Source organism: Cupriavidus sp. MPR-AND1C (assembly GCF_058809705.1).
Genome location: NZ_JBXASU010000003.1, coordinates 1 through 20394, shown reverse-complemented (window position 1 = coordinate 20394; position 20394 = coordinate 1). Strand labels below are relative to the sequence as shown.

General features: G+C 66.5%; 17 protein-coding genes and 2 pseudogenes. 15 read left to right on the top strand and 4 right to left on the bottom strand.

Going from position 1 to position 20394, the window contains the following annotated elements:
• Positions 1–15: 15 nt before the first annotated feature.
• The 6 genes from AC1RWI_RS02575 to AC1RWI_RS02550 all read left to right on the top strand — a co-directional run bounded on the left by AC1RWI_RS02575 (position 16) and on the right by AC1RWI_RS02550 (position 7296).
• Complete coding sequence (locus tag AC1RWI_RS02575) at positions 16–1155, top strand: acyl-CoA dehydrogenase family protein (protein ID WP_492864381.1); 1140 nt, start codon at positions 16–18, stop codon at positions 1153–1155.
• Positions 1156–1600: 445 nt separating this feature from the next.
• Entirely contained in the window at positions 1601–2557 is a 957-nt protein-coding gene (locus AC1RWI_RS02570) for an ABC transporter permease (RefSeq protein WP_492864379.1), read from the top strand.
• Positions 2557–3492 carry an ABC transporter permease gene (locus AC1RWI_RS02565; RefSeq protein WP_043356854.1) on the top strand — a complete coding sequence of 312 codons (936 nt, stop codon included), beginning with the start codon at positions 2557–2559 and terminating at the stop codon, positions 3490–3492. Before AC1RWI_RS02570 ends, AC1RWI_RS02565 begins: the two co-directional genes overlap by 1 nt.
• Positions 3493–3526: 34 nt before the next feature.
• Positions 3527–5224 carry an ABC transporter substrate-binding protein gene (locus AC1RWI_RS02560; protein WP_492864377.1) on the top strand — a complete coding sequence of 566 codons (1698 nt, stop codon included), beginning with the start codon at positions 3527–3529 and terminating at the stop codon, positions 5222–5224.
• 61 nt (positions 5225–5285) lie between these two features.
• The gene (locus AC1RWI_RS02555; RefSeq protein ID WP_492864375.1) at positions 5286–6269 is read left to right on the top strand and encodes an ABC transporter ATP-binding protein; all 984 of its coding nucleotides are present in this window, start codon (positions 5286–5288) and stop codon (positions 6267–6269) included.
• On the top strand, positions 6256–7296 hold the full coding sequence (locus tag AC1RWI_RS02550) for an ABC transporter ATP-binding protein (RefSeq protein WP_492864585.1): 1041 nt from the start codon (positions 6256–6258) through the stop codon (positions 7294–7296). Before AC1RWI_RS02555 ends, AC1RWI_RS02550 begins: the two co-directional genes overlap by 14 nt.
• A gap of 71 nt (positions 7297–7367) precedes the next feature.
• On the opposite strand, the gene AC1RWI_RS02545 is transcribed toward AC1RWI_RS02550, so the two are convergent.
• Positions 7368–8597: a TetR/AcrR family transcriptional regulator gene (locus tag AC1RWI_RS02545; RefSeq protein WP_043356847.1), complete on the bottom strand. Its 1230-nt coding sequence runs from the start codon at positions 8595–8597 to the stop codon at positions 7368–7370.
• Positions 8598–8731: 134 nt separating this feature from the next.
• Between AC1RWI_RS02545 and AC1RWI_RS02540 the strand changes: the two genes are divergently transcribed.
• The 7 genes from AC1RWI_RS02540 to AC1RWI_RS02510 all read left to right on the top strand — a co-directional run bounded on the left by AC1RWI_RS02540 (position 8732) and on the right by AC1RWI_RS02510 (position 13776).
• Positions 8732–9301, top strand: coding sequence for a Rid family hydrolase (locus AC1RWI_RS02540; protein ID WP_419188900.1), 570 nt, complete (start codon positions 8732–8734; stop codon positions 9299–9301).
• 262 nt (positions 9302–9563) lie between these two features.
• Positions 9564–10466 (top strand): NAD-dependent epimerase/dehydratase family protein, encoded by a 903-nt coding sequence (locus AC1RWI_RS02535; RefSeq protein WP_492864372.1) that lies wholly within the window; start codon positions 9564–9566, stop codon positions 10464–10466.
• A gap of 84 nt (positions 10467–10550) precedes the next feature.
• Positions 10551–11354, top strand: coding sequence for a 2,5-didehydrogluconate reductase DkgB (gene dkgB, locus AC1RWI_RS02530; protein WP_043356844.1), 804 nt, complete (start codon positions 10551–10553; stop codon positions 11352–11354).
• Positions 11355–11678: 324 nt separating this feature from the next.
• Positions 11679–11873 (top strand): hypothetical protein, encoded by a 195-nt coding sequence (locus AC1RWI_RS02525; protein ID WP_492864370.1) that lies wholly within the window; start codon positions 11679–11681, stop codon positions 11871–11873.
• Between the two features lie 10 nt (positions 11874–11883).
• Entirely contained in the window at positions 11884–12960 is a 1077-nt protein-coding gene (locus tag AC1RWI_RS02520) for a LacI family DNA-binding transcriptional regulator (protein WP_492864368.1), read from the top strand.
• A 46-nt stretch (positions 12961–13006) separates the two neighbouring features.
• Positions 13007–13321: a hypothetical protein gene (locus AC1RWI_RS02515; RefSeq protein ID WP_043356839.1), complete on the top strand. Its 315-nt coding sequence runs from the start codon at positions 13007–13009 to the stop codon at positions 13319–13321.
• A 185-nt stretch (positions 13322–13506) separates the two neighbouring features.
• The gene (locus AC1RWI_RS02510; protein ID WP_043356837.1) at positions 13507–13776 is read left to right on the top strand and encodes a hypothetical protein; all 270 of its coding nucleotides are present in this window, start codon (positions 13507–13509) and stop codon (positions 13774–13776) included.
• A 143-nt stretch (positions 13777–13919) separates the two neighbouring features.
• Here AC1RWI_RS02510 and AC1RWI_RS02505 read toward each other — a convergent pair.
• Positions 13920–14121 (bottom strand): annotated as a pseudogene (locus AC1RWI_RS02505) (tripartite tricarboxylate transporter substrate-binding protein); the annotation flags it as partial.
• Between the two features lie 56 nt (positions 14122–14177).
• On the opposite strand from AC1RWI_RS02505, the gene AC1RWI_RS02500 reads away from it, so the two are divergent.
• Positions 14178–16241: an NAD(+) synthase gene (locus AC1RWI_RS02500; RefSeq protein ID WP_492864365.1), complete on the top strand. Its 2064-nt coding sequence runs from the start codon at positions 14178–14180 to the stop codon at positions 16239–16241.
• A gap of 114 nt (positions 16242–16355) precedes the next feature.
• Here the strand turns inward: AC1RWI_RS02500 and AC1RWI_RS02495 are convergent, their stop codons facing one another.
• The gene (locus tag AC1RWI_RS02495) at positions 16356–17327 is read right to left on the bottom strand and encodes a LysR family transcriptional regulator (protein ID WP_492864363.1); all 972 of its coding nucleotides are present in this window, start codon (positions 17325–17327) and stop codon (positions 16356–16358) included.
• Between the two features lie 125 nt (positions 17328–17452).
• Between AC1RWI_RS02495 and AC1RWI_RS02490 the strand changes: the two genes are divergently transcribed.
• Positions 17453–18700 carry an MFS transporter gene (locus tag AC1RWI_RS02490; protein WP_492864361.1) on the top strand — a complete coding sequence of 416 codons (1248 nt, stop codon included), beginning with the start codon at positions 17453–17455 and terminating at the stop codon, positions 18698–18700.
• A 224-nt stretch (positions 18701–18924) separates the two neighbouring features.
• On the opposite strand, the pseudogene AC1RWI_RS02485 reads toward AC1RWI_RS02490, so the two are convergent.
• Positions 18925–20262: pseudogene (locus AC1RWI_RS02485) on the bottom strand (MFS transporter); the annotation flags it as partial.
• Positions 20263–20394: the final 132 nt, after the last annotated feature.

The window sequence follows — 20394 nt, the reverse complement described above, 5'->3', positions numbered from 1 at the left end:
GTTTCGAGACCGACCATGGCAATCGTATTGAATCAGACCCAGGAGATGCTGCGGGACAGCGCCCTGACATTCCTGCGCGAAAGCGCACCCATCCCGATGCTGCGCAAGCTGCGCGACACGCGGGACGACACCGGCTTCTCGCCCGCCCTCTGGCGGGAGTTTGCCGAACTGGGCTTTGCCGGCGTGCTGATACCCGAGCAGTACGGTGGCAGCGCGCTCGGCGTGGTGGAGGCGGGCGTCCTGATGGAGGCGCTTGGCCGCACGCTGGCCCCCACGCCGTTTTTCTCCACCGCTTTGCTGGGCGCTTCGTTGATTTCCCGGGGCGGCAGCGCAGCGCAGAAGGCGCATTTCCTGCCTGCCATCGCGGCTGGCAAGCACCTGACCGCGCTGGCGATCGACGAGGGCGCGGCGCACCGCCCGCAGCGCCAGGCGCTCGCCGCCGTGCAGCATGACGGCGGGTTCTTGCTCAATGGCGCCAAGGTCTTCGTCATCGATGGGCATATTGCCGATACGCTCATCGTGGTGGGCCGCACCAGCGGCAACGCAGACGACCGTGATGGCGTCACGCTCTTCCTGGTGCCGCGCGGCGCCGATGGCATTACCGTGGAGCGCACCGTGATCGCGGACGCCCGCAATGCCGCGCGCGTGCAGTTCCGGGATGTGCGCGTGGCGGCGGACGCGGTGCTGGGCGAGGCCGGTAGCGGCGCGGCCATGCTTGAGCACGCGCTCGATATCGCCCGTGCGGCGCTGGCGTCCGAGCTGGTTGGCATTGCCGACGAGGCCTTCGAGCGCACGCTGCAATACCTGAAAGAGCGCAAGCAGTTCGGCAAGATCATCGGCGAGTTCCAGGCGCTGCAGCATCGCGCTGCCCATCTGTTCAGCGAGATCGAGATCACGCGCGCGGCGGTGCTGCGCAGCCAGCAACTGCTCGACGACGGCCCGGCGCAGCCAATCGCGCTGGTATCCGCGGCCAAAGCCCGCGCCGGGTCCACGGCGATGCTCGCGGTGCAGGAGGCCGTGCAGATGCACGGCGGCATTGGCATGACCGACGAGTTCGAAATCGGCTTCTACATGAAGCGCGCCTGCGCCGCGCAGATCCTGCTCGGCGACACCAACTTCCACGCCCAGCGCTGGGCGACCTTGCGCGGCTACTGAGCGTCGCAGCGCACCATCTTCAACCGTGTTTGCAGGCCGTCCACGCGCAGGCGTGGCGCCTGCGCTCGCCCTCGCGCTTCTCGCCGCGCTTCCCGTCGCGCGTTTGCGCCGCACAAGCGGCCCGCCACGGCGGCGCCGACCTAGGTAAATCCATTAGACATTCAAGAGCCAGTTCGGTTGTCATGAATTAGAACTATGGGTATGCTGAATGGGCTATCTGCAAAAACAGCAGCTCGGTGGAAGACGCCCAGGGATGCATTCCTTGCTGGCACAAGATGTCGCTTGATTTACGTGTCATGCGATGCTTGTCTGGTGTGTCTGGCGACCACGCGAAGCACCGAACAGGAGACGGCATGGTCGGGGCGGCATTTTTTATCGTATCCACGGTATCTTTTTTCAGGGCGCGCGGCGTGGCCTGGACGGGCGTCACGGAAGCGGGCGCGCCATGAGTGCCTACATCCTGCGCCGCCTGCTGGCGTTGCTGCCCACGCTGCTGTTTGCCAGCCTGATCGTCTTTGTGATCGTGCGCATGGTGCCGGGCGATGTGGTCGACCTGATGCTGAGCCAGAACGACATCAGCGCCGACACCAAGAGCCGCGAGGACCTGATCCGCGCGCTGGGCCTGGACCAGCCGATGTGGTTCCAGTACGTCCACTGGATCGGCAACATCGTGCTGCACGGGGATCTCGGCCAGTCGCTGTGGCAGGGTGAGCCGGTGCTGAAGATGGTGCTGGCGCGCATGCCCGCCACCTTCTCGCTAGGCGCGCTTGCCCTGTTCGTGGCGCTGTCGGTCGCGCTGCCCGTGGGCGTGCTCTCGGCGATCCGGCAAGACACCGCGGCCGACTACGTGGCGCGCTCGTTTTCCATCCTGATGCTGGCGGTACCCAGCTTCTGGATGGGCACGATGATCATGGTGTTTCCTTCCGTGTGGTGGGGCTGGTCGCCCGAGGTGCGCTACGTTCCCTTCCTGGAGGACCCGCTCCGGCACATCAGTAACATGCTGGTGCCCGCCATCATCCTTGGCATGGCACTGTCGGCCATCACCATGCGCATGACGCGCACCATGATGCTGGAGGTGCTGCGCCAGGACTACATCCGCACGGCCTGGGCCAAGGGCTTGAACGAGCGCCTGGTGATCCTGCGCCATGCGCTGCGCAACGCGCTGATCCCGGTGGTGACGCTGATCGGCCTGCAAGCGCCGCTGCTGATCGGCGGGGCCGTGGTGATCGAGCAGATCTTCGCGCTGCCGGGCATGGGGCTGCTCCTGCTGGACGCCGTGAACCAGCGGGACTATCCCGTGATCACCGGCGTGTTCCTGGTGGTCGGGGTGGCCGTCATGCTCATCAACCTGCTCGTGGACCTGAGCTACGGGCTGTTCGACCCGAAAGTGAGGCATCGCTGATGGCACGTCCAATCGCAAACGCCCCGGCGCTCAAGGCGGCGCAAGCCGTCCCTGGCGCGCCGCCCACGCCTGTCCCGGGCCGGCTAGGGTCAGCCTTCGTACTGGTGGGCCGCCTGTTCCGCGAGAAGCCGCTGGGCGCCGCCGGCGCGGTGATCTGCATGATCTTCCTGTTCTGCGGCGTCTTTGCCGACTGGCTGGCGCCTTATGGCGTCAACGAGATCAGCATGATGAAGCGGCTGCAGCCGCCGTCGTGGGCGCACCCCTTCGGCACCGACAACCTCGGGCGCGACATGCTCTCGCGCTGCCTGTACGGCGCGCAGCTCTCGGTCATCATCGGGCTGTCGGCCGCCACGCTCGCTACCGCCATCTCGGTGCTGATCGGCATCCTGACCGGCTACCTGGGTGGCAAGTTCGACCTGATCGTGCAGCGCATGGTGGATGCGTGGATGAGCTTTCCCGACCTGGTGATCCTGATCGTGGTGGTGTCCGTGCTCGGCCCGGGCAGCTGGCAGATCATCGGCACGCTGGGCCTGCTGCTGGGCGTGGGCGGCTCGCGCATCATCCGCAGCGCGGTGGTCTCGGTGCGCGAGAACATGTATGTGCACGCCGCGCAGTCCATGGGCGCATCCACCGGCCGCATTCTCTGGCGCCATATCCTGCCCAACGTGCTGCCGCCCATCATTGTGCTGTTTACCACGCGCGTGGGCACCGCGATCCTGGCCGAGTCCGGCCTGTCCTTTCTCGGGCTGGGCGTGCCGCCGCCCGCGCCGACCTGGGGCGGCATGCTCTCGGGCAACGGCCGCACCTTCATGTTCCAGGGGCCCTGGCTGGCCTTGGCCCCCGGCATCTGCCTCACCGTTGTCGTCTATGCCATCAATGTCTACGGCGACGCGCTACGTGACCTGCTCGACCCGCGCATGCGCGGGTCGCGATAACCAACAACGGAGGATGACGATGGAGCGACGCGGCTTGAACCGGACAATATCTTCAGTGGTGGCTGGCGTGGCTGGCGTGGTGCTGGCGCTTGCCGCTGGCACCGCCTGCGCGCAGGCCGAAGCGCCGAAGTACGGCGGCAATCTCGAGATCGGCTCCATGTATCCCACCATCTCCGCCCTGTCGTGGGACCTGGCTGACTGGAACTGGAAGCAGAACTACGATACCGGCCAGGTCTACGAACAGCTCTTCGCCGCCGACCTTTCCAAGGCCAGGCGCAATGGCGGCAAGTATCCGTTCCAGGCCGATGCGTGGCTGCCGGAGGATGCGATTCGCGGCGAGCTGGCCGAGAACTGGAAGTGGGTCGACCCGCTGACGCTCGAAGTCAAGCTGCGCAAGGGCGTGAAGTTCCCCGCCAAGGCGGGCGTGATGGAGGAGCGCGAACTGGTGGCCGACGACGTGGTCTTCAGCTACAACCGCCAGAACACCAGCGCCAAGAAAATCCCCACGTATTACGACCACCTCAACAAGGTGGAGGCAACGGACAAGTACACCGTGGTCTTCCGCTTCAAGGCGTTCAACGCCGAATGGGATTACCGCTTCGGCTGGGGCTACTACTCCGGCATCATGCCCAAGGAAGTGGCCGCCGCCGGGGCCGGTAACTGGAAGAATGTGAACGGCAGCGGGCCGTTCCTGCTGAGCAATTTCGTCCAGGGCACAGCCAGCACTTACACGAAGAACGAGCAATACTGGGATAGCGACAAGATCGCCGGCAAGGACTACAAGCTGCCCTTCGTCGACAAGGTCGTGCTGCGCACGGTCAAGGACGAGTCCACCCGCAACACCATGCTGCGCACAGGCAAGCTGGATGTGCTCGAGTCCGTGCGCTGGACCGCGGTCGATGAGCTCAAGAAGAACGCGCCGGCACTCAAGTGGTCGCGCTGGCTGTCGACCAACGGCCAGTACGTGGCGCTGCGCGTCGATACCAAGCCGTTCAACGACCTGCGCGTGCGGCGCGCGCTGAACATGGCGGTCAACAAGCAGGAGATCGTCAAGCAGTTCTATGGCGGCAATGCCGAACTGTTCGCCTACCCGCAGCATCCGGACTACGCCGGCTACTTCGAGCCGCTGAGCGCCATGCCGGACTCGGTGAAGGAGCTGTTCGCCTACAACCCGGACAAGGCGCGCAAGTTGCTGGCCGAGGCGGGCTACGCGAAGGGCTTCACCTTCAAGGTGCAGGTGTGCGCCTGCCAGCCGGAGCACCTGGAGCTGCTGCCGCTGATCGGCGCTTACCTGGAGCAGGTTGGGGTGCGCATCGAGATCCAGCCGATGGAGTACGGCGCGTTCCTGTCGGCCATGACCACCAGGACCAATGCGCCCGGCTACCTGATGAGCAACGGCCATACCAACCCGACCACCACGATCCGCAAGAGCTTCGTGAAGGGCCAGGTCTGGAACGCCGCGCAGTGGGGCGACGCCAAGTACGAGCAGCGCGTAAACGAAGCCTTCCAGATGCGTGACCTCGGCCGCCGGCAAGAGGCCTTGCGCTCGCTGACGCGCGATGTGCTCGCCGACGCGCCGTATATCTGGTTGCCGACCCCTTACGTGTACACCGCATGGTGGCCCTGGGTGAAGAACTACAACGCCGAGCTGCGCGCGGGCGCGGTCCGTCCCGGCCCGATCTACGCGCGGATGTGGGTCGATCAGGACATGAAGAAGAAGATGGGGTTCTGATTTCCTTGCTTCCACGTTGCTCCACGCCTGTCCCACGCCCGTCCCTTTCAAGGAGGCCCGTATGATGCAGCCCATCTTGCAAGTGAATCAGCTGACCACGCGCTTTCGCACCGACCGGGGCGTGGTCACGGCGGTGGACCAGGTCTCGTTCGATGTCGCCCCCGGCGAGACGCTGGCCATCGTTGGCGAGTCCGGCTCGGGGAAAAGCGTCACCGCGCTATCCATCCTGGGCCTGATTCCCAGCCCGGCGGGCCGCATCGAAGCGGGCGAGATCCGCTTTGACGGGCAGGACCTGCTCAAGCTAAGCCCGGCAAAAATGCGTGCGATTCGCGGCAACCGGATCGCGATGATCTTCCAGGAGCCGATGTCGTCGATGAACCCGGCGCTCACCGTGGGCAAGCAGATCGCCGAACCGATCAACCTGCACCAGGGCATGCCGTGGAAGACCGCGCTGGGCATTGCCGGCGAACTGCTTGGCAAGGTGCAGATCCCCGAGCCGCAGAGCCGGCTGGGCGCCTATCCGCACCAGTTCTCGGGCGGCATGCGCCAGCGTGCCATGATCGCCATGGCGCTGGCCTGCAAGCCGCAGTTGATCATCGCGGACGAGCCCACCACCGCGCTCGACGTCACGGTGCAAGCGCAAATCCTCGACCTGCTCAAGGACCTGGCCAGCCAGTCCGGTACGGCGCTGGTGCTCATCACGCACGACCTGGGCGTGGTGGCCCGCTATGCCGATCGCGTGACCGTGATGTACGGCGGCCGCATGGTCGAGACCGCCACGGCGCGCGAGCTCTACGGCCATCCCGCGCACCCGTACACGCGCGGGCTGATGGCCTCGGTGCCGCGCATCGACGGCGATACCCGCCAGCCGCTGGTGCCCATCGACGGCCAGCCGCCCGACCTCACCGCGCTGCCGCCAGGGTGCGCTTTCATGCCGCGGTGCAAGCTCGCCACCGATCAATGCGGCATGTCGCGCCCCGCGCTGCGTGCCGTGCGCCCGAATCACCTGAAGGCATGCTTCCTCCATGACCATGACCACCACTGAAGCGCGGGCTTTGCCCGCCGCGCGCCAGCACGGCAAGATCGGCGACGAGATCCTGCGCGTCGAGAACCTCAAGGTCCATTTCCCCGTGACCCAGGGCGTCGTCATCAAGCGGCAGGTGGGCTCGGTCAAGGCCGTGGACGGCGTATCGTTTACGCTCAGGCGCGGCGAGACACTGGGGCTGGTCGGCGAAAGCGGCTGCGGCAAGTCCACCACCGGCCTGGCCATCATCAAGATGCTGGCCGCCAGCGGTGGGCGGATCGCCTTCGATGGCGACGACTTCGCCACCTTCAGCAAGGCGCAGGAGAAGAACTTCCGCCGCAGCGTGCAGATGGTCTACCAGGATCCGTTCGGCTCGCTGAACCCGCGCATGAAGGTCTGCGACATCATCGGCGAGCCGCTCGAAGTGCACGGCATGGCCAACGACCGCGAGCACTATCGCGCCCGCATCGCCGAGCTGCTGCAGATGGTCGGCCTGCTGCCCTATATGGCGGACCGCTACCCGCACGAGTTCTCCGGCGGCCAGCGCCAGCGCATCGGCATTGCCCGCGCGCTGGCGGTCGAACCCAGCCTGATCGTTTGCGATGAACCCGTCTCCGCGCTGGACGTATCGATCCAGGCCCAGGTGGTCAATGTGTTCATGGAACTGCAGCGGCGGCTCGGGCTGACCTATATCTTCATTGCGCACGACCTGGCCGTGGTGCGCCACATCAGCGACCGCATCGCCGTGATGTACCTCGGGCGCATCGTGGAGATCGCCAGCCGGGACGCGCTATATGCGAATCCCCGGCATCCCTACACCAAGGCGCTGCTGTCCGCCGTGCCTGTGGCGAGCGTCGAAGCCGAGGCAAAGCGCCAGCGCATCGTGCTCAAGGGCGAAGTGCCAAGTCCGCTGAACCCGCCGTCCGGCTGCCGCTTTCACCCGCGCTGCGCACAGGCAACGCAGCGCTGCAGGGTGGAGGATCCAGTGCTGAGGGAACGGGGGGATGGGCAGATGGTGGCTTGCCATCTGGAGGGTCTGGAAGGGTGATGCGGCAAGCGGGGAGCCAGGCGTTGGTGCACTAAAACGCATCAAGGCGCATCAAAGATGCATCCTGGCGCTCACTGCCCCGAAAATATTCCCAAAAACAAAGGCCGGATAAACAAATCCGCCGCGTTCTCCCCGGATGCATCCGGCACCCACCGCCGCAACTCCACCGCGGCATTGATCATCCCATTCACCTGCAACGAAGCAATCGACTGATCCAGCGCCCGGATCGACCCGTCCTGCATCCCTTGCACCAGGAAACGCACAAACCGCGCCGACAGCCGGTTCATCGTCAGCATCTTCTCCTTGCGCATCTCCTCGGGCAGCGCGCCGTAGATGGTCAGCCGCAGCAGCGGCCCCTGGCTGGAAAACTGATAGCCGACCAGCGCGCGCGCGATCGCGCACAGCTTGTCCCAGCCGGTGCCCGGGCCGTTCTCCACCTTCGATTGCGCATCGCGGATCACTGCGAACATGCGGTCGAAGCAGGCGGCGATCAGGTCATCCTTGTTCTCGTTGTGGTGATAGAAGGCACCCTTGGTGAGATTCAGCCGCGCGGAGATGCGATCGGCGGAAGCGCCCCGATAGCCCAGTTCGTTGAGCAGTTCCGTGGCAGCGCGCAGGAAGGCTTCCTGCGTGGTTTCGGCTTTGGAGATCGGCGGCGTCCCGGCCGGGGCGCTGTCCCATTGCGATGACGGTGACGCAAAGCCGTTGAGCAGGATATCCACGACGGTATCCGCCACCTTCGGATAATCCTCTGGCTCATAGCGCTCCACCCATGTCATCGCGCCGCTGGTCAGCGACAGCAGCAGGTGCGCCGCCGCGCTCAGGGCGCTGCGTTGCGCGGGGTCCTTGGGCGTGTCGCTGCGCAACAGCTTGCGGATGCGCCGGAACATGTCCGTATAGGCCGCGAAGGCAACATCGGCGTGTGTGTCGGGCAGCGAGCGGATCTCGCGAAAGCTCATCAACTCGGGGCGCTCGCCGGTTGCAGTCCTGGCCAGCCGCTGGAAGAAAAGCGCGATGAATCGGCGCACCCTGGCCTGCGGCAACGGCTCGCCGGCCGTGGCGTCGGCGATGCCCGCGATTTCATCGATGGTGCGCATCAGGCACGCCACCACAAGGTCTTCCTTCTTGCGGTAGTAGTAGGTGATGCTGTTGGTGCTCAGGCCGACTTCCTGCGCCACGTCCGAGAGCGTGGCGCCGCGCAAGCCCTTGCGATTGAACAGCCGGGCAGCAGCATCGAGGATCGCCTCGCGTTTTTCCACGTACCGGCGTGTCGGGCGGGCTTGCGCTGTTTCCTTGAGCATGAGGCGAGATATCTGCGATGGTTGGCCGGGAGCGCGGATTATAGAGGTGGCCCGCGCGGCTCGGGGCTGTGCCGAGTCTACCATCGCGCCAGCCTGCCTTTTCAGATGCTTACCCGTGGTCCGGCACCGCCGCGATGATGGCCACTTCCGGCCACTTCCGGGCCATTGAGCACGGGTTCGATACGGTGCCAGCTGGTGGCTTGCTGGAATGCGGCGCAGGCGTCAAGCAGGGTACCTTCGGCCCAGGGCCTGCCGATCAGCTGCAGGCCCACGGGAAGGCCGTCGGGCGTGAATCCCACCGGCAGCGCGAGTTCGCCGAGGCGATCGAGATTCCCGCCAGCGCGGAGCAACTCGTGCTCAGCGGCGTGGGGCCCACGGTGTCGAATGCCTCCGCGCCGCCCGATACCGCGGCCTCCTATGGCGACACCGCAACCCAGACCCGCAACGTGCTCGGCCAGATCGAGCACATCCTCAGGGCGCGCGGCTACCAAATGGGCGACATCGTCTCCATGCGGGCGCTGATCGTGGCGGACCCGGCCACGGGCAAGCCGGATTTCACCGGTTTCTCGGGCGTCTATAACCAGTACTTCGGAACCGGCACGCAGCCCAACGTGCCGGTGCGCACGCGCGCCCGGCAAGGTAGACGCCGGGGCCGCTTGCGATCTTTCGCCATCTTTCCCATCTTTTGCCAGCTCGCAGCGTAATGCAGCACCGTTGCGTTACGCTTGGCAAGGTTCCGGACGGCGAATACGCAGCGAGACACTTCCAGTGCGCGGGCGCGGCGCCCATTCTTGCGCGGGAATCAAATATGTTCTGCCCGCCTCACGGTTTTTCTCTGCATGGGTTGCGCGGATACTCGGGCCATGTTCATCCGGCCATGGCCACCGCCTCACGGTCTCAGGGTCTCAGGGCCCGGGCCCGGGCCCAATCCGGCGCGCTTCGCAAGCCCGCTTCCAGGAGCATCCCATGCAAATCTTCCTCACCGGCGCGGCCGGCTTTATCGGCGGCTCCGTCGCTGCTCACCTGATCGCCGCCGGGCATAGCGTGCGCGGCCTGGTCCGCAACCCGGCGCAGGCCGCGCAGCTGGCCATGCGCGGCGTCGTGCCCGTGCCGGGCGCGCTCGACGACGCCGCACTGCTGACGCGCGAAGCCGCGCAGGCAGACGGCGTGATCAACGCCGCCAGCAGCGACCACCGCGCCGCGGTAGACGCGCTGCTGGCCGGATTGCGCGGCACGGGCAAGCCGTTGCTGCATACCAGCGGCTCCAGCGTGATCGGCGACGACGCCGGCGGCAATGTCTTGCCGCCGCGCATCTTCGACGAACAGACGCCGTTCGTGGTGGAGCCGGGCAAGCAGGCGCGCCACGCCATCGACCAGATGGTGCTGGCGGCCGCCGCGCAAGGCGTGCGCAGCGCCGTGCTGTGCAACAGCATGATCTACGGCGTTGGCGCCGGGCTGCATGCCGACAGCGTGCAGATTCCGCCGCTGGTGGCGCAGGCCAGGCAGAGCGGCTTGGTGCGCATCGTCGGCGCAGGCGTGAACCGCTGGTCCAACGTGCATATCGCCGATGTGGTGGACCTCTATGCGCGCGTGCTCGACAGCGCGCCCGCGGGCGCCTTCTATTTTGTCGAGAACGGCGAGGCTTCGTACGCGGAGATCGGTGCTGCCATTGCCCGGCGGCTCGGCCTCGGGGCCGTGCAGTCCTGGTCGGTCGAAGAGGCCACGCCCGTCTGGGGCGAGGGCCAGTCGCGCTACTCCTTCGGCTCCAACAGCCGCGTGCGCGCCCGGCGCGCGCGCTCGGAGCTGGGCTGGCAGCCCGGGCACGTGTCGGTGACGGCGTGGATCGAGAACGAGATGCCGCTCGCCTGACGCCCGCCCGAAGCGCGCATTCATCCAGGCCATGGCCGCAGCCGGCCGTGGCCGCCAACGCATGACCTGACACAGGAAAACACAATGTCCATTCCCACCATCGGCCTCGGTACCTTCCGCCTGCAAGGCCAGACCGTCATCGACTCCGTGCGCAACGGCCTTGACGTTGGCTACCGCGCCATCGATACCGCACAGATCTACGGCAACGAGGCCGAGGTCGGCCAGGCCATCGCCGAGAGCGGCGTGGCGCGCTCGGCGCTGTTCCTGACGACCAAGATCTGGACCGAGAACCTGTCGCGCGACAAGCTGGTGCCCAGCCTCAAGGACAGCCTTGCCAAGCTGCGTACGGACCATGTCGACCTGACGCTGATCCACTGGCCGTCGCCAGGTGATGGGGTGCCGGTTGCCGAGTTCATGGGCGCGCTGGCCGATGCTCGCGAGCAGGGGCTGACGCGTCAGATCGGGGTGTCCAATTTCACGATCGGGCTGATGCAGCAGGCGATCGACGTGGTGGGGGCGGGTGCCATCGCGACCAACCAGGTCGAGTTGCATCCGTTCCTGCAGAATCGCAAGGTGGCCGACTTTGCCCGCAGCCAGGGGATTCCGATCACGTCGTACATGACGCTGGGTTACGGCAAGGTGTTGCAGGATCCGGTGGTTCAGGCAATTGCGCAGCGCAACGGGGCTACGCCTGCGCAGGTGGTGCTGGCCTGGGCCATGCAGCTTGGGCATGCGGTGATTCCCTCTTCTACCAAGCGTGCAAACCTGCAGGGCAACCTGGGTGCGCTTGCGGTGCGGCTGTCTGAGCCGGACATGGCTGCCATCGGTGCGCTGGATCGGGGCGGACGCTTGACCAGCCCGCAGGGGTTGGCGCCTGCCTGGGATTGAGGGCGGTGGGCGGGTTGCTGTCGTTCCTGTAGTCGCTGTAGTTGCCCGGGTAGATCAGCGCGCCCGGATAGATTGCAGATTGCGCGCAATACTTGCCTGAATGCGGCTGGCATCGCCGGCCCATTTTCCCCGTCCCCTTGGCGCTATGCACGTTGGCCGCGCCAAGGCGGTCACAGCCTGAATCACTTCCTTCCGAATGCGCAGCCGGGTACTGCCGCCATGGCGGCGGCACTCGGCAAGTCATCGTCCTTGCATTTGTCTCACGACCGCCTATGATCTGTAAATCGATTTAGTAAATCGTTTTACGGAGACGCTTAATACCTGATGCCGGTCGCCACTTGCGCGATGGCCGGCACGCGCACGGAGCAGATGGCGGGGCCGATGCTGACATACCTCGTCTTGCTGTTGCTGTTGCTGTTGCTGTTGCTGTTGCTGTTGCTGTTGCTGCTGATCTTGCTGTTCTTGATCCTGTTGCCATCGCTGACGCCATGGCGATCCCGCCTGATGACGCTGGCATGAGATCCCGATAATGGCAACCATACAAGATGTCGCCAGACTGGCGAATGTATCCGTGAGCTCCGTTTCCAACGTGCTCAACGGACGCACCGAGCGGCTCAATCCCGCCACATTCGAGCGGGTGCGGGAGGCCATCCGCACGCTCGGCTTCCGGCCCAGCCAGGTCGCGCGCCAGCTCAAGACCGGCCAGACGCCGATGCTGGGGCTGTTGGTGCCGTCCACCGCCAACCCCATGTACGGCCAGCTGACGCTGAAGATCGAAGCCGAGGCACAGCGCCAGACGGGCTACCGCGTGCTGCTGGGCAATACCAACCGGGACCGGGAGCAGGAGTCGCGCATGTTCGACGACTTGCTCTCGTTCGGCGTGCACGGCGTGATCGTCGTGTCGTCGGTCACCGGCGAGCAACATTTCGAGGTGGCGACCCGGCAGGGGCTGGCCATGGTCAGCTACGACGGCGGCGCCGACCCTGACGCGCCGGCGCGCATCGATCACGTGGCGCCCGACAACTTCCAGGCAGGCTACCTGGCCGCGTCGCACCTGCTCGAGCTGGGTCACCGGCGCATCGCCTTTGTCATGCCCGCCGGGCGCACGGTGAGCCGCGCGAGCAAGATCGCCGGTTTCCAGGCGGCGGTGAAAGAGGCCGGGCTGGGCGACGCGGTGGTGATAGAGTGCTCGCCCGCCGCGCATTACGGCGATGCCGAACTGGCGGAACTGGGCCAGGCCCTGGCGGGGCAGCTGGCGCAGACCAGCACGCGCCCCACCGGGCTGGTCGCTGTCAACGACATGATGGCGATCGGGCTGATGTCCGGCCTGCACCAGGCTGGCTTGTCGGTGCCGGCCGATGTCTCGGTGATCGGCATGGACGACATCAGCATGTGCTTGTACACCAATCCCGCGCTGACCTCCGTGGCCATGCCTTTTGGCGAGATGGCGCAAGCCATGGTGCGGCGGGTCATGCTGCGGCTGGCGCAACCGGACGAAGCGCCGATCCGCCTGTGCTTTCCCAGCGGGCTGGTGGTGCGCCAGTCCACCGCGAAGCCGCCGGCCGCTAACCGGCTGGCTGGCGCGGGCGCGCCAAAGCGCGGCTGACGCACGCGTGGTTGTCTCAAATCGACCTGAATCGTGGAGGAACGAGATGGCGCTCGACAAACCGGAACGCCGGCTGGCAGGCCCGGCCAGGACGTATATCGAGGCCGGATATGCGATCGAGGTGGATATCCTGCAGGTGGACGATGGCAACTGGGGAGCGCTGGTCCGCCTGTCAAAGCTGGCCGACGGCCAGGTGCCCGCCGCGCACTTCATGCTCAACCGCACGTTCGAGGACCGCGCCATGGCGTTCTCGTACACGCTGGCGCTGACGCGCTCCTGCGTAGCGCAATTCGCACCTGCCTCCGCCATCGAGATTGCCGAGATGCTCAAGACTGGAAAGGCGGACCAACAGGCTAGCTGATAGCCAGGGCTGGCCAGCAAGCAGCAGGCACGGCGTACCACCAATGCCCGGAACGATTCAGCGCCAGCCTTGGCCGGCGCGGGATATCCGGCGAACGATCGCAACGGCACGCGCGCCCCCACGGGCGCCGGCACGCTGCGGCAAGCGCTGAAGAGGGGTCCCACCAGGCAATCGGGGGGGGCAGCATGGAAAACACCACGGTGTTCACAACAGAGGATCTGGACACTTACTTTGCTTCATATGTGGGGATGGAGGGGGGCAATCCGCGGGCCTCGGTCTGGTTTTGCGACAGGAGCCCGCATCCCTGGTCCGAGCATCTGCGCGTGCCGCTCAAGCCGCGCCTGGCGCCGCTGGCCTGGGACGCGGCGTTTCGCGCCGCGCGCGGTGCCAGCCTGGACGCGAGCGACTTCGACGCTGTGCGGGCAGGCCGCAAAGCCGTGGGCTTCAGGCCATGACCCTGGCGATTTCCAGGTTGAGCTTTTGCACGACCCCGGGCGACGTGCCCGCTGGCGCCAGGATGCCGAACCGCCGCAGGCCGCGGCTTACCTGCAGGCCGAGCCCTTGCGCTGACTGTATCAGTCAGCCTTGAGGCCGATCCGCAGGGCCAGCTTGTTCAGGTAGGGCAGGGCGTTGGTGAGCGTGTTGATGCTGACGTCCGCCTGGCCGCCCAGCACGTCGGTCATGGCGGGAGCGCATCCCTTGTAGGGAATGTGCAGCAGATCGGTCCTTGCCGAGATCTTCAGCAACTCGCCCGGCAGCCGCGCGCGTCGTAGAATTGCGCCATATACCGCACAACCCACTTTCCCGCCCGGCTTGCGCCGCGAGCGCTGCACCGCGCAGTGCAAGGATGATTGACATGACTGACACCAAGAACCCGTTCCTCAATATCTACGCCCATGGCTTTGCCCGCGTGGCGGTGGGTGTGCCGGTGTGCCGAGTGGCAGACCCGGCCTTCAATGCCGCCGAGACGATCGCGCTGGCCAGGGATGCCGCCAGCCAGGGTGCGGCGCTGGTGGCCTTTCCGGAGCTGGGCTTGTCCGCCTATACCTGCGACGACCTGTTCCATCAGCGCGCCTTGCTCGACGCCTGCGAGGCGGCCCTTGCCGCCATCGTCGATGCGTCGAAGTCGATCGCCGCGACGCTGGTGGTGGGGCTGCCGCTGCGGGTCGAGCATCAACTGTTCAACTGCGCGGCGGTGGTAGCCGGCGGGCGCATCCTTGGCGTGGTTCCCAAGACTTACCTGCCGAACTACTGGGAGTTCTACGAGGCGCGCCAGTTCAGTTCGGCCGATAGCGCGGTAGCCACCGAGGTGCCGCTTTGCGGCAGCAAGGTGCCCTTTGGCGCCGGCCTGCTGTTCGAGGCGCAAGACGTGCCGTTCTTGCGCTTCCATGTGGAGATCTGCGAGGACGTGTGGGTGCCGATTCCGCCGTCGTCGTTCGCGGCGCTGGCGGGCGCGACCGTGCTGGTGAACCTGTCGGCCTCCAACATCGTGGTCGGCAAGTCCGGCTACCGGCATCAGCTGGTCAGCCAGCAGTCGGCGCGCTGCCTGGCGGCGTACGTGTACAGCTCGGCGGGCAAGGGCGAGTCGTCCACCGACCTGGCGTGGGACGGGCAGGCGCTGATCTACGAGAACGGCGAACTGCTGGCGGAGTCCGAGCGCTTTGCGGACAGCTCGCACCTGACCTTTGCGGATGTCGACCTCGAGCGCCTGTCGCGCGAGCGCATGCACCAGACCACGTTCGGCCACTCGGTGCGGCGCCATGGCGCGGAGGTGGCGAAGTTCAAGGTGATCCCCTTCGCCATGAACCTGGCGCTGGACAAGCCGCTGCCGCTGCGCAGGACGGTGGAACGATTCCCCTACGTGCCGTCCGACGCGCGGCGGCGCGACGAACGCTGCAGCGAGGTCTACAACATCCAGGTGCAGGCGCTGGTCCAGCGGCTGTCGTTCAGCGGCCTGTCCAAGGTGGTGATCGGCGTCTCCGGCGGGCTGGATTCCACGCACGCGCTGCTGGTGTGCGCCAAGGCCATGGATCGGCTCAAGCTGCCGCGCACCAACATCATCGGCATCACCATGCCGGGCTTTGCCACCAGCGAGCGCACGCTGCTCCAGGCGCGCAAGCTGATGGAGGTGGTGGGCTGCGTGGCCAAGGAGATCGACATCCGGCCAAGCTGCGTCGAGATGCTCAAGGACCTTGACCACCCCTACGCGTCCGGCAAGCCTGTGTACGACGTCACGTTCGAGAACGTGCAGGCGGGCGAGCGCACCAACCATCTGTTCCGCTTCGCCAATCACAGCCACGCCATCGTGATCGGCACCGGCGACCTGAGCGAGCTGGCCCTGGGCTGGTGCACGTATGGCGTGGGCGACCACATGTCGCATTACAACGTGAACGGCAGCGTGCCCAAGACGCTGATCTCGCACCTGGTCCGCTGGGTGGCGCAGACCGGGCAGATCGGCAATACCGGCTCGGACGTGCTGCTCGACGTGCTTGGCACGGAGATCAGCCCGGAACTGGTGCCGGGAGACTCCGCCGACGCGCCGCAGCAAAAGACCGAGAACTTCATCGGTCCGTATGAGTTGCAGGATTTCAACCTGTACTACACGCTGCGGTTCGGCTTCACGCCGACCAAGATCGCCTTCCTTGCCCTGAGCGCGTGGGGCGAGCGCGACAAGGGCAACTGGCCTGACGGGCTGGACGTGGTGCGCAATGTGTACAAGGTGGCCGACATCAAGCGCAATCTGCGCATCTTCCTCGACCGTTTTTTCCGCACCAGCCAGTTCAAGCGCTCGTGCGTGCCCAACGGGCCCAAGGTGGGGTCGGGTGGCTCGCTGTCGCCGCGCGGAGACTGGCGGGCACCGAGCGATTCCGAGTCCGTGGTGTGGATGACGGACCTGGAGCGGGTGCCGGACGAGATCTGATGGGGCTGGGGTGGCTCCGGGCTTCGGCTATCGCCCGAAGCGGGCCGGCGGGTCGATGCCGAGCACCTCGATCCTGAACCTGCCGCCCGGCGGCAGCTTGCGCTCGGCCAGGATTCAGCCTGCCATGGTCGCCGGCACGCATTGCCGCATCGTCTCCACAAAGCGGCGCAGCTTGGCGGGATAAAAACTCGCGTAGGGATAGATCAGGTACATCGGCAGCGAGGATGCCTGCCACTCGGGCACCAGGTGCAGCAGCCGGCCCTGTGCAATATCCTCGGCCATCAGCCAGGCCGACGCCACGGCCACGCCCAGTCCCAGCGCTGCCGCGCTGCGCAACGCATACAGGCTGTCGGTGCCCACGCGCGGGCGGAACGCCAGCCGCTGGCTTTCGCCAGTCACCGCATGGGTCAGCGTCACCTCGTTGCGATAGAAGGTGCGCAGGGAAAGCCAGGGCAGCATGGCCAGCTCGTTCGGGTGCGAGGGCATCGCCAAGCCATCCAGCACGGCAGGGGCGGCAACGACAATGCGGGGCACCTGCGCAAGCCGGATCGCCACCACCGACGGGTCGCTCACCTCGCCAACGTGGATGGCGCAGTCGATGCCGTCGGCAATGAACTCCGGTGTCCGGTCATACAACAGCCACTCCACCGTCACCCGCGAGTGACGGCGCAGGAACTCCGCCAGCGGCCCTACCAGCTGCTGCTGCCCGAAGGCATGCGGCACCACGACCCGCAGCGTGCCCTCGGGCTCGTCACCGGCGCCGCGCAGGTCCGCTTCGAAAGCCTCCCATCCCGCTACCAGCTCCTTGGCGCGCCCAAAGCAGCGCTCGCCATCCTCGGTGAGCTTCATCGCATGGGTCGAGCGCTGCAGCAGGCGCAGGCCAAGCGAGCGCTCCAGGTTTTGCAGGCGGCGGCTGATGGTGGGCTGGGTGGTGCCCAGTTGCGCGGCGGCGGCCGACAGGCTGCCGGCCTCGACGATCCGCACGAAGGTCTGCATCAACTCGACACGGTCGGCGGAAGGCGTGGCGGAGCTGACCGGAGCCACTGGAGCGACTGCGGCGACTGGGGCGGAGGGCTGGGTTTTCATGGTTTCCGGCATGGCGGCTGTTGGTCATGCGTCTGGCGTATAGCCATTGTGCGAAGTGTAGTACTACCACGTGCCGAGGGCCACCGGCAAACTCCAGCCATGTTTTCCAACTGAGGACTAACGCAATGTCTTCCATTCAAGCCGCACATAGCACCGCCGCCGCGCGCACAGCGCACACGGCGGATTCCCCTGCCACCGGCCTGCCCGCACGGCTGGTCCTGCTGCTCGCCGCGGGCGCTGGCCTGGCGGTGGCGTCGCTGTACTACAGCCAGCCCATGCTCGGCGTGCTGGGCCCGGACATCGGCGCGTCCGATGCGGCGGTCGGCCTGGTGCCCACGCTCACGCAGCTCGGCTATGCGCTGGGCATCCTGCTGCTGGCCCCGCTGGGCGACCGCTATGACCGCCGGCGCATCATCCTGGCCAAGGCTGCCGTGCTCAGCGTCGCGCTGCTGGCCAGCGGCGCCGCCTCCGGCATCGGGCTGCTGCTGGCCACCAGCCTGGCGATCGGGCTGGCCGCGACGATGGCGCAAGACATCGTGCCGGCCGCCGCCACGCTGGCGCCCGAGTCGCACCGCGGCAAGGTCGTCGGCACCGTGATGACCGGGCTGCTGCTCGGCATCCTGCTCTCGCGCGTGCTCAGCGGGTTTGTGGCCGAGCACTTCGGCTGGCGCATCATGTTCGTGATCGCCGCGGCCAGCATTGCGCTGATCGGCGTGGTGGCCGCGCGCGGCCTGCCGCGCTTCAAGCCCACCACCCATCTTGCGTATAGCGCGCTGCTGGGCTCGCTCGGCAAGCTGTGGCAGAAGCACGGCGCGCTGCGCCGGGCGACGCTGTCGCAGGGGCTGCTGTCGGTTGGCTTCAGCGCATTCTGGTCGACCCTGGCCGTGATGCTGCACGGCGCGCCGTTCCACCTGGGCAGCGCGGCGGCCGGCGCATTCGGCCTGGCCGGTGCCGCTGGCGCGCTCGCCGCACCGCTGGCGGGCCGCCTGGCAGACCGCAAGGGCCCGGAGCTCGTCACCCGCCTGGGCATCGCGCTGACCGCGATCTCGTTCGCCGGGATGCTGCTCTCGCCGCTGCTCGCACCGCACGCACGGCTGTGGCTGATTGGCGCCAGCGCGCTGGGCTTCGACCTTGGTGTGCAAGTGACGCTGGTCGCGCACCAGACCATCGTCTACGGCATCGAGCCTGGCGCCCGCAGCCGCCTCAATGCGGTGCTGTTTGTCGGCATGTTCGTGGGGATGGCGGCCGGCGCCGCGCTGGGCAGCGTGCTGCTGGCGCGCTGGGGCTGGATGGCGGTGACGCTGTTGTCGACCGCGACGGCCATCGGGGCGCTGGTGGTGCGGATGTGGCCGGGCGCACGGCTGGCCCGGTGATGGCATCCGTGGCTTGACGGCTTTCCTGCCGGAGCTGAAAGGAGCCCCGCCAGCCTGGGAAAGGGCGTGGCGGGGCGAAGGTACGGTGCTAGGGGCCAGTCACGTACAGGCCGAGTGTCCGGCCGGGAGCGGCCGGCGAATGTCTGGCGCCGCACACATGAACCGCCATTCTCAAGACGCGGCGCGCGCTTCGGCGGCCAGCGGGGCGGCCTGGGGGCTGCCTGGGGGCTGCCTGCCTGGTTCGCCGCATGCTGCGCCGAAGCCGAGCGCCGATGATCGATCAGCAACACCGCAATCATCGCGATCACCGCCGGAATGGCGATGGCCACGAAATTTTGCTGCAGCGGCAGCGACATGCCCACCAGCGCGCCGATCACGATCGGCGCCAGGATGGCCCCGCTGCGCCCGATGCCCGACGCCCAGCCGATGCCGGTCGCGCGGACCGCCATCGGATAGAACTGCCCCGCATAGGCGTAGGTGACGATCTGCGTGCCGATGGTCGACGCGCCGGCCAGCGCCACCAGCACGAACAGCAGCGCGGTGGGCACCGGATAGCCCAGCAGCGTGATCGATACCGCGGCCAGGGCGTACATGCCCACCAGCACGTACTTGATATTGAAACGGTCCGCCAGCCAGCCACCTCCGATGGCGCCGAGCATGGCGCCGAAGTTCAGCACCAGCACGAAGGTGAGCGCCGAGCCCAGGCTATAGCCTGCGCCGGCCATCATCTTGGCCAGCCAGGAGCTGAGCGCGTAGACCATGAACAAGCACATGAAGAACGCCACCCAGAACATCACCGTGGAAAAGCCGCGTCCGTCCTGGAACAGCTTGCCGATGGGCGCGTCGCCCGCTTTGTCGCCGGCGGGCAGCGCGAACCGGTCGCCGGGCTGGGGCTGGTAGCCTGGCTCCAGGCGCGAGGCGATGTGCTTGAGTGCGTCGATCTGGCCCGATCTGATCAGGAAGGGCATCGACTCCGGCATGGATTTCAGGATGACCGGGATCAGCAGTGCCGGCAGGCTGGCGGCGAGGAAGACCGATTGCCACCCGTAGCTCTCAATCATGCCTTTGCCCAGCAGCGCGGCCAGCATGCCGCCCACCGAGTAGCCGCTGAACATCAGCGTGACCATGGTCCCGCGAATCTTGCGCGGGGAGTATTCGGTCATCTGCGCCACCACGTTCGGCATGACGCCGCCGATGCCCAGGCCGGCCAGGAAGCGCGTCACGCTGAACGTCACCGGATCGCTGGTGAAGCCGGCCGCCGCGGTGAAGACGCTGAACAGCAGGATGCAGATGGCGATGGCGCGGCGCCGCCCGATGCGGTCGGCCACGGTGCCCATGAAGATGGCGCCGAACATCATGCCGAACAGCGCGGCGCTGACCATGAAGCCGGCGCTGGTGGCGTCCACGCCCATGCCCTTCATGATCGACGGCAGCGCGATGCCGACCACGGCCAGGTCATAGCCGTCGAAGATGATGATGAGGGCGCACCAGAGGAGGATTTGGGCGTGGAAGCGGTTGAAGCGGGCTTCGTCGGCTAGTTTGTGGATGTCGATATGGGGCATGGGGTGTCTCCTTTTGGGTTTTGGGTGTTTTTTTGTTTGGGGTTGGGACTAACTGCAAAGTCAAAGGCAGTTTCACCACCCCTGCGGGGCGGCGACCTACTTTCTTGTCTTGCCAAGAAAGTAGGCAAAGAA

Coding starts and splice junctions, on each gene's coding strand:
- AC1RWI_RS02575 (WP_492864381.1), top strand. CDS start 16: ATGGCAATCGTATTGAATCAGACCCAGGAGATGCTGCGGGACAGCGCC.
- AC1RWI_RS02570 (WP_492864379.1), top strand. CDS start 1,601: ATGAGTGCCTACATCCTGCGCCGCCTGCTGGCGTTGCTGCCCACGCTG.
- AC1RWI_RS02565 (WP_043356854.1), top strand. CDS start 2,557: ATGGCACGTCCAATCGCAAACGCCCCGGCGCTCAAGGCGGCGCAAGCC.
- AC1RWI_RS02555 (WP_492864375.1), top strand. CDS start 5,286: ATGATGCAGCCCATCTTGCAAGTGAATCAGCTGACCACGCGCTTTCGC.
- AC1RWI_RS02550 (WP_492864585.1), top strand. CDS start 6,256: ATGACCACCACTGAAGCGCGGGCTTTGCCCGCCGCGCGCCAGCACGGC.
- AC1RWI_RS02545 (WP_043356847.1), bottom strand. CDS start 8,597: ATGCTCAAGGAAACAGCGCAAGCCCGCCCGACACGCCGGTACGTGGAA.
- AC1RWI_RS02540 (WP_419188900.1), top strand. CDS start 8,732: ATGATGGCCACTTCCGGCCACTTCCGGGCCATTGAGCACGGGTTCGAT.
- AC1RWI_RS02535 (WP_492864372.1), top strand. CDS start 9,564: ATGCAAATCTTCCTCACCGGCGCGGCCGGCTTTATCGGCGGCTCCGTC.
- dkgB (WP_043356844.1), top strand. CDS start 10,551: ATGTCCATTCCCACCATCGGCCTCGGTACCTTCCGCCTGCAAGGCCAG.
- AC1RWI_RS02525 (WP_492864370.1), top strand. CDS start 11,679: ATGCCGGTCGCCACTTGCGCGATGGCCGGCACGCGCACGGAGCAGATG.
- AC1RWI_RS02520 (WP_492864368.1), top strand. CDS start 11,884: ATGGCAACCATACAAGATGTCGCCAGACTGGCGAATGTATCCGTGAGC.
- AC1RWI_RS02515 (WP_043356839.1), top strand. CDS start 13,007: ATGGCGCTCGACAAACCGGAACGCCGGCTGGCAGGCCCGGCCAGGACG.
- AC1RWI_RS02510 (WP_043356837.1), top strand. CDS start 13,507: ATGGAAAACACCACGGTGTTCACAACAGAGGATCTGGACACTTACTTT.
- AC1RWI_RS02500 (WP_492864365.1), top strand. CDS start 14,178: ATGACTGACACCAAGAACCCGTTCCTCAATATCTACGCCCATGGCTTT.
- AC1RWI_RS02495 (WP_492864363.1), bottom strand. CDS start 17,327: ATGAAAACCCAGCCCTCCGCCCCAGTCGCCGCAGTCGCTCCAGTGGCT.
- AC1RWI_RS02490 (WP_492864361.1), top strand. CDS start 17,453: ATGTCTTCCATTCAAGCCGCACATAGCACCGCCGCCGCGCGCACAGCG.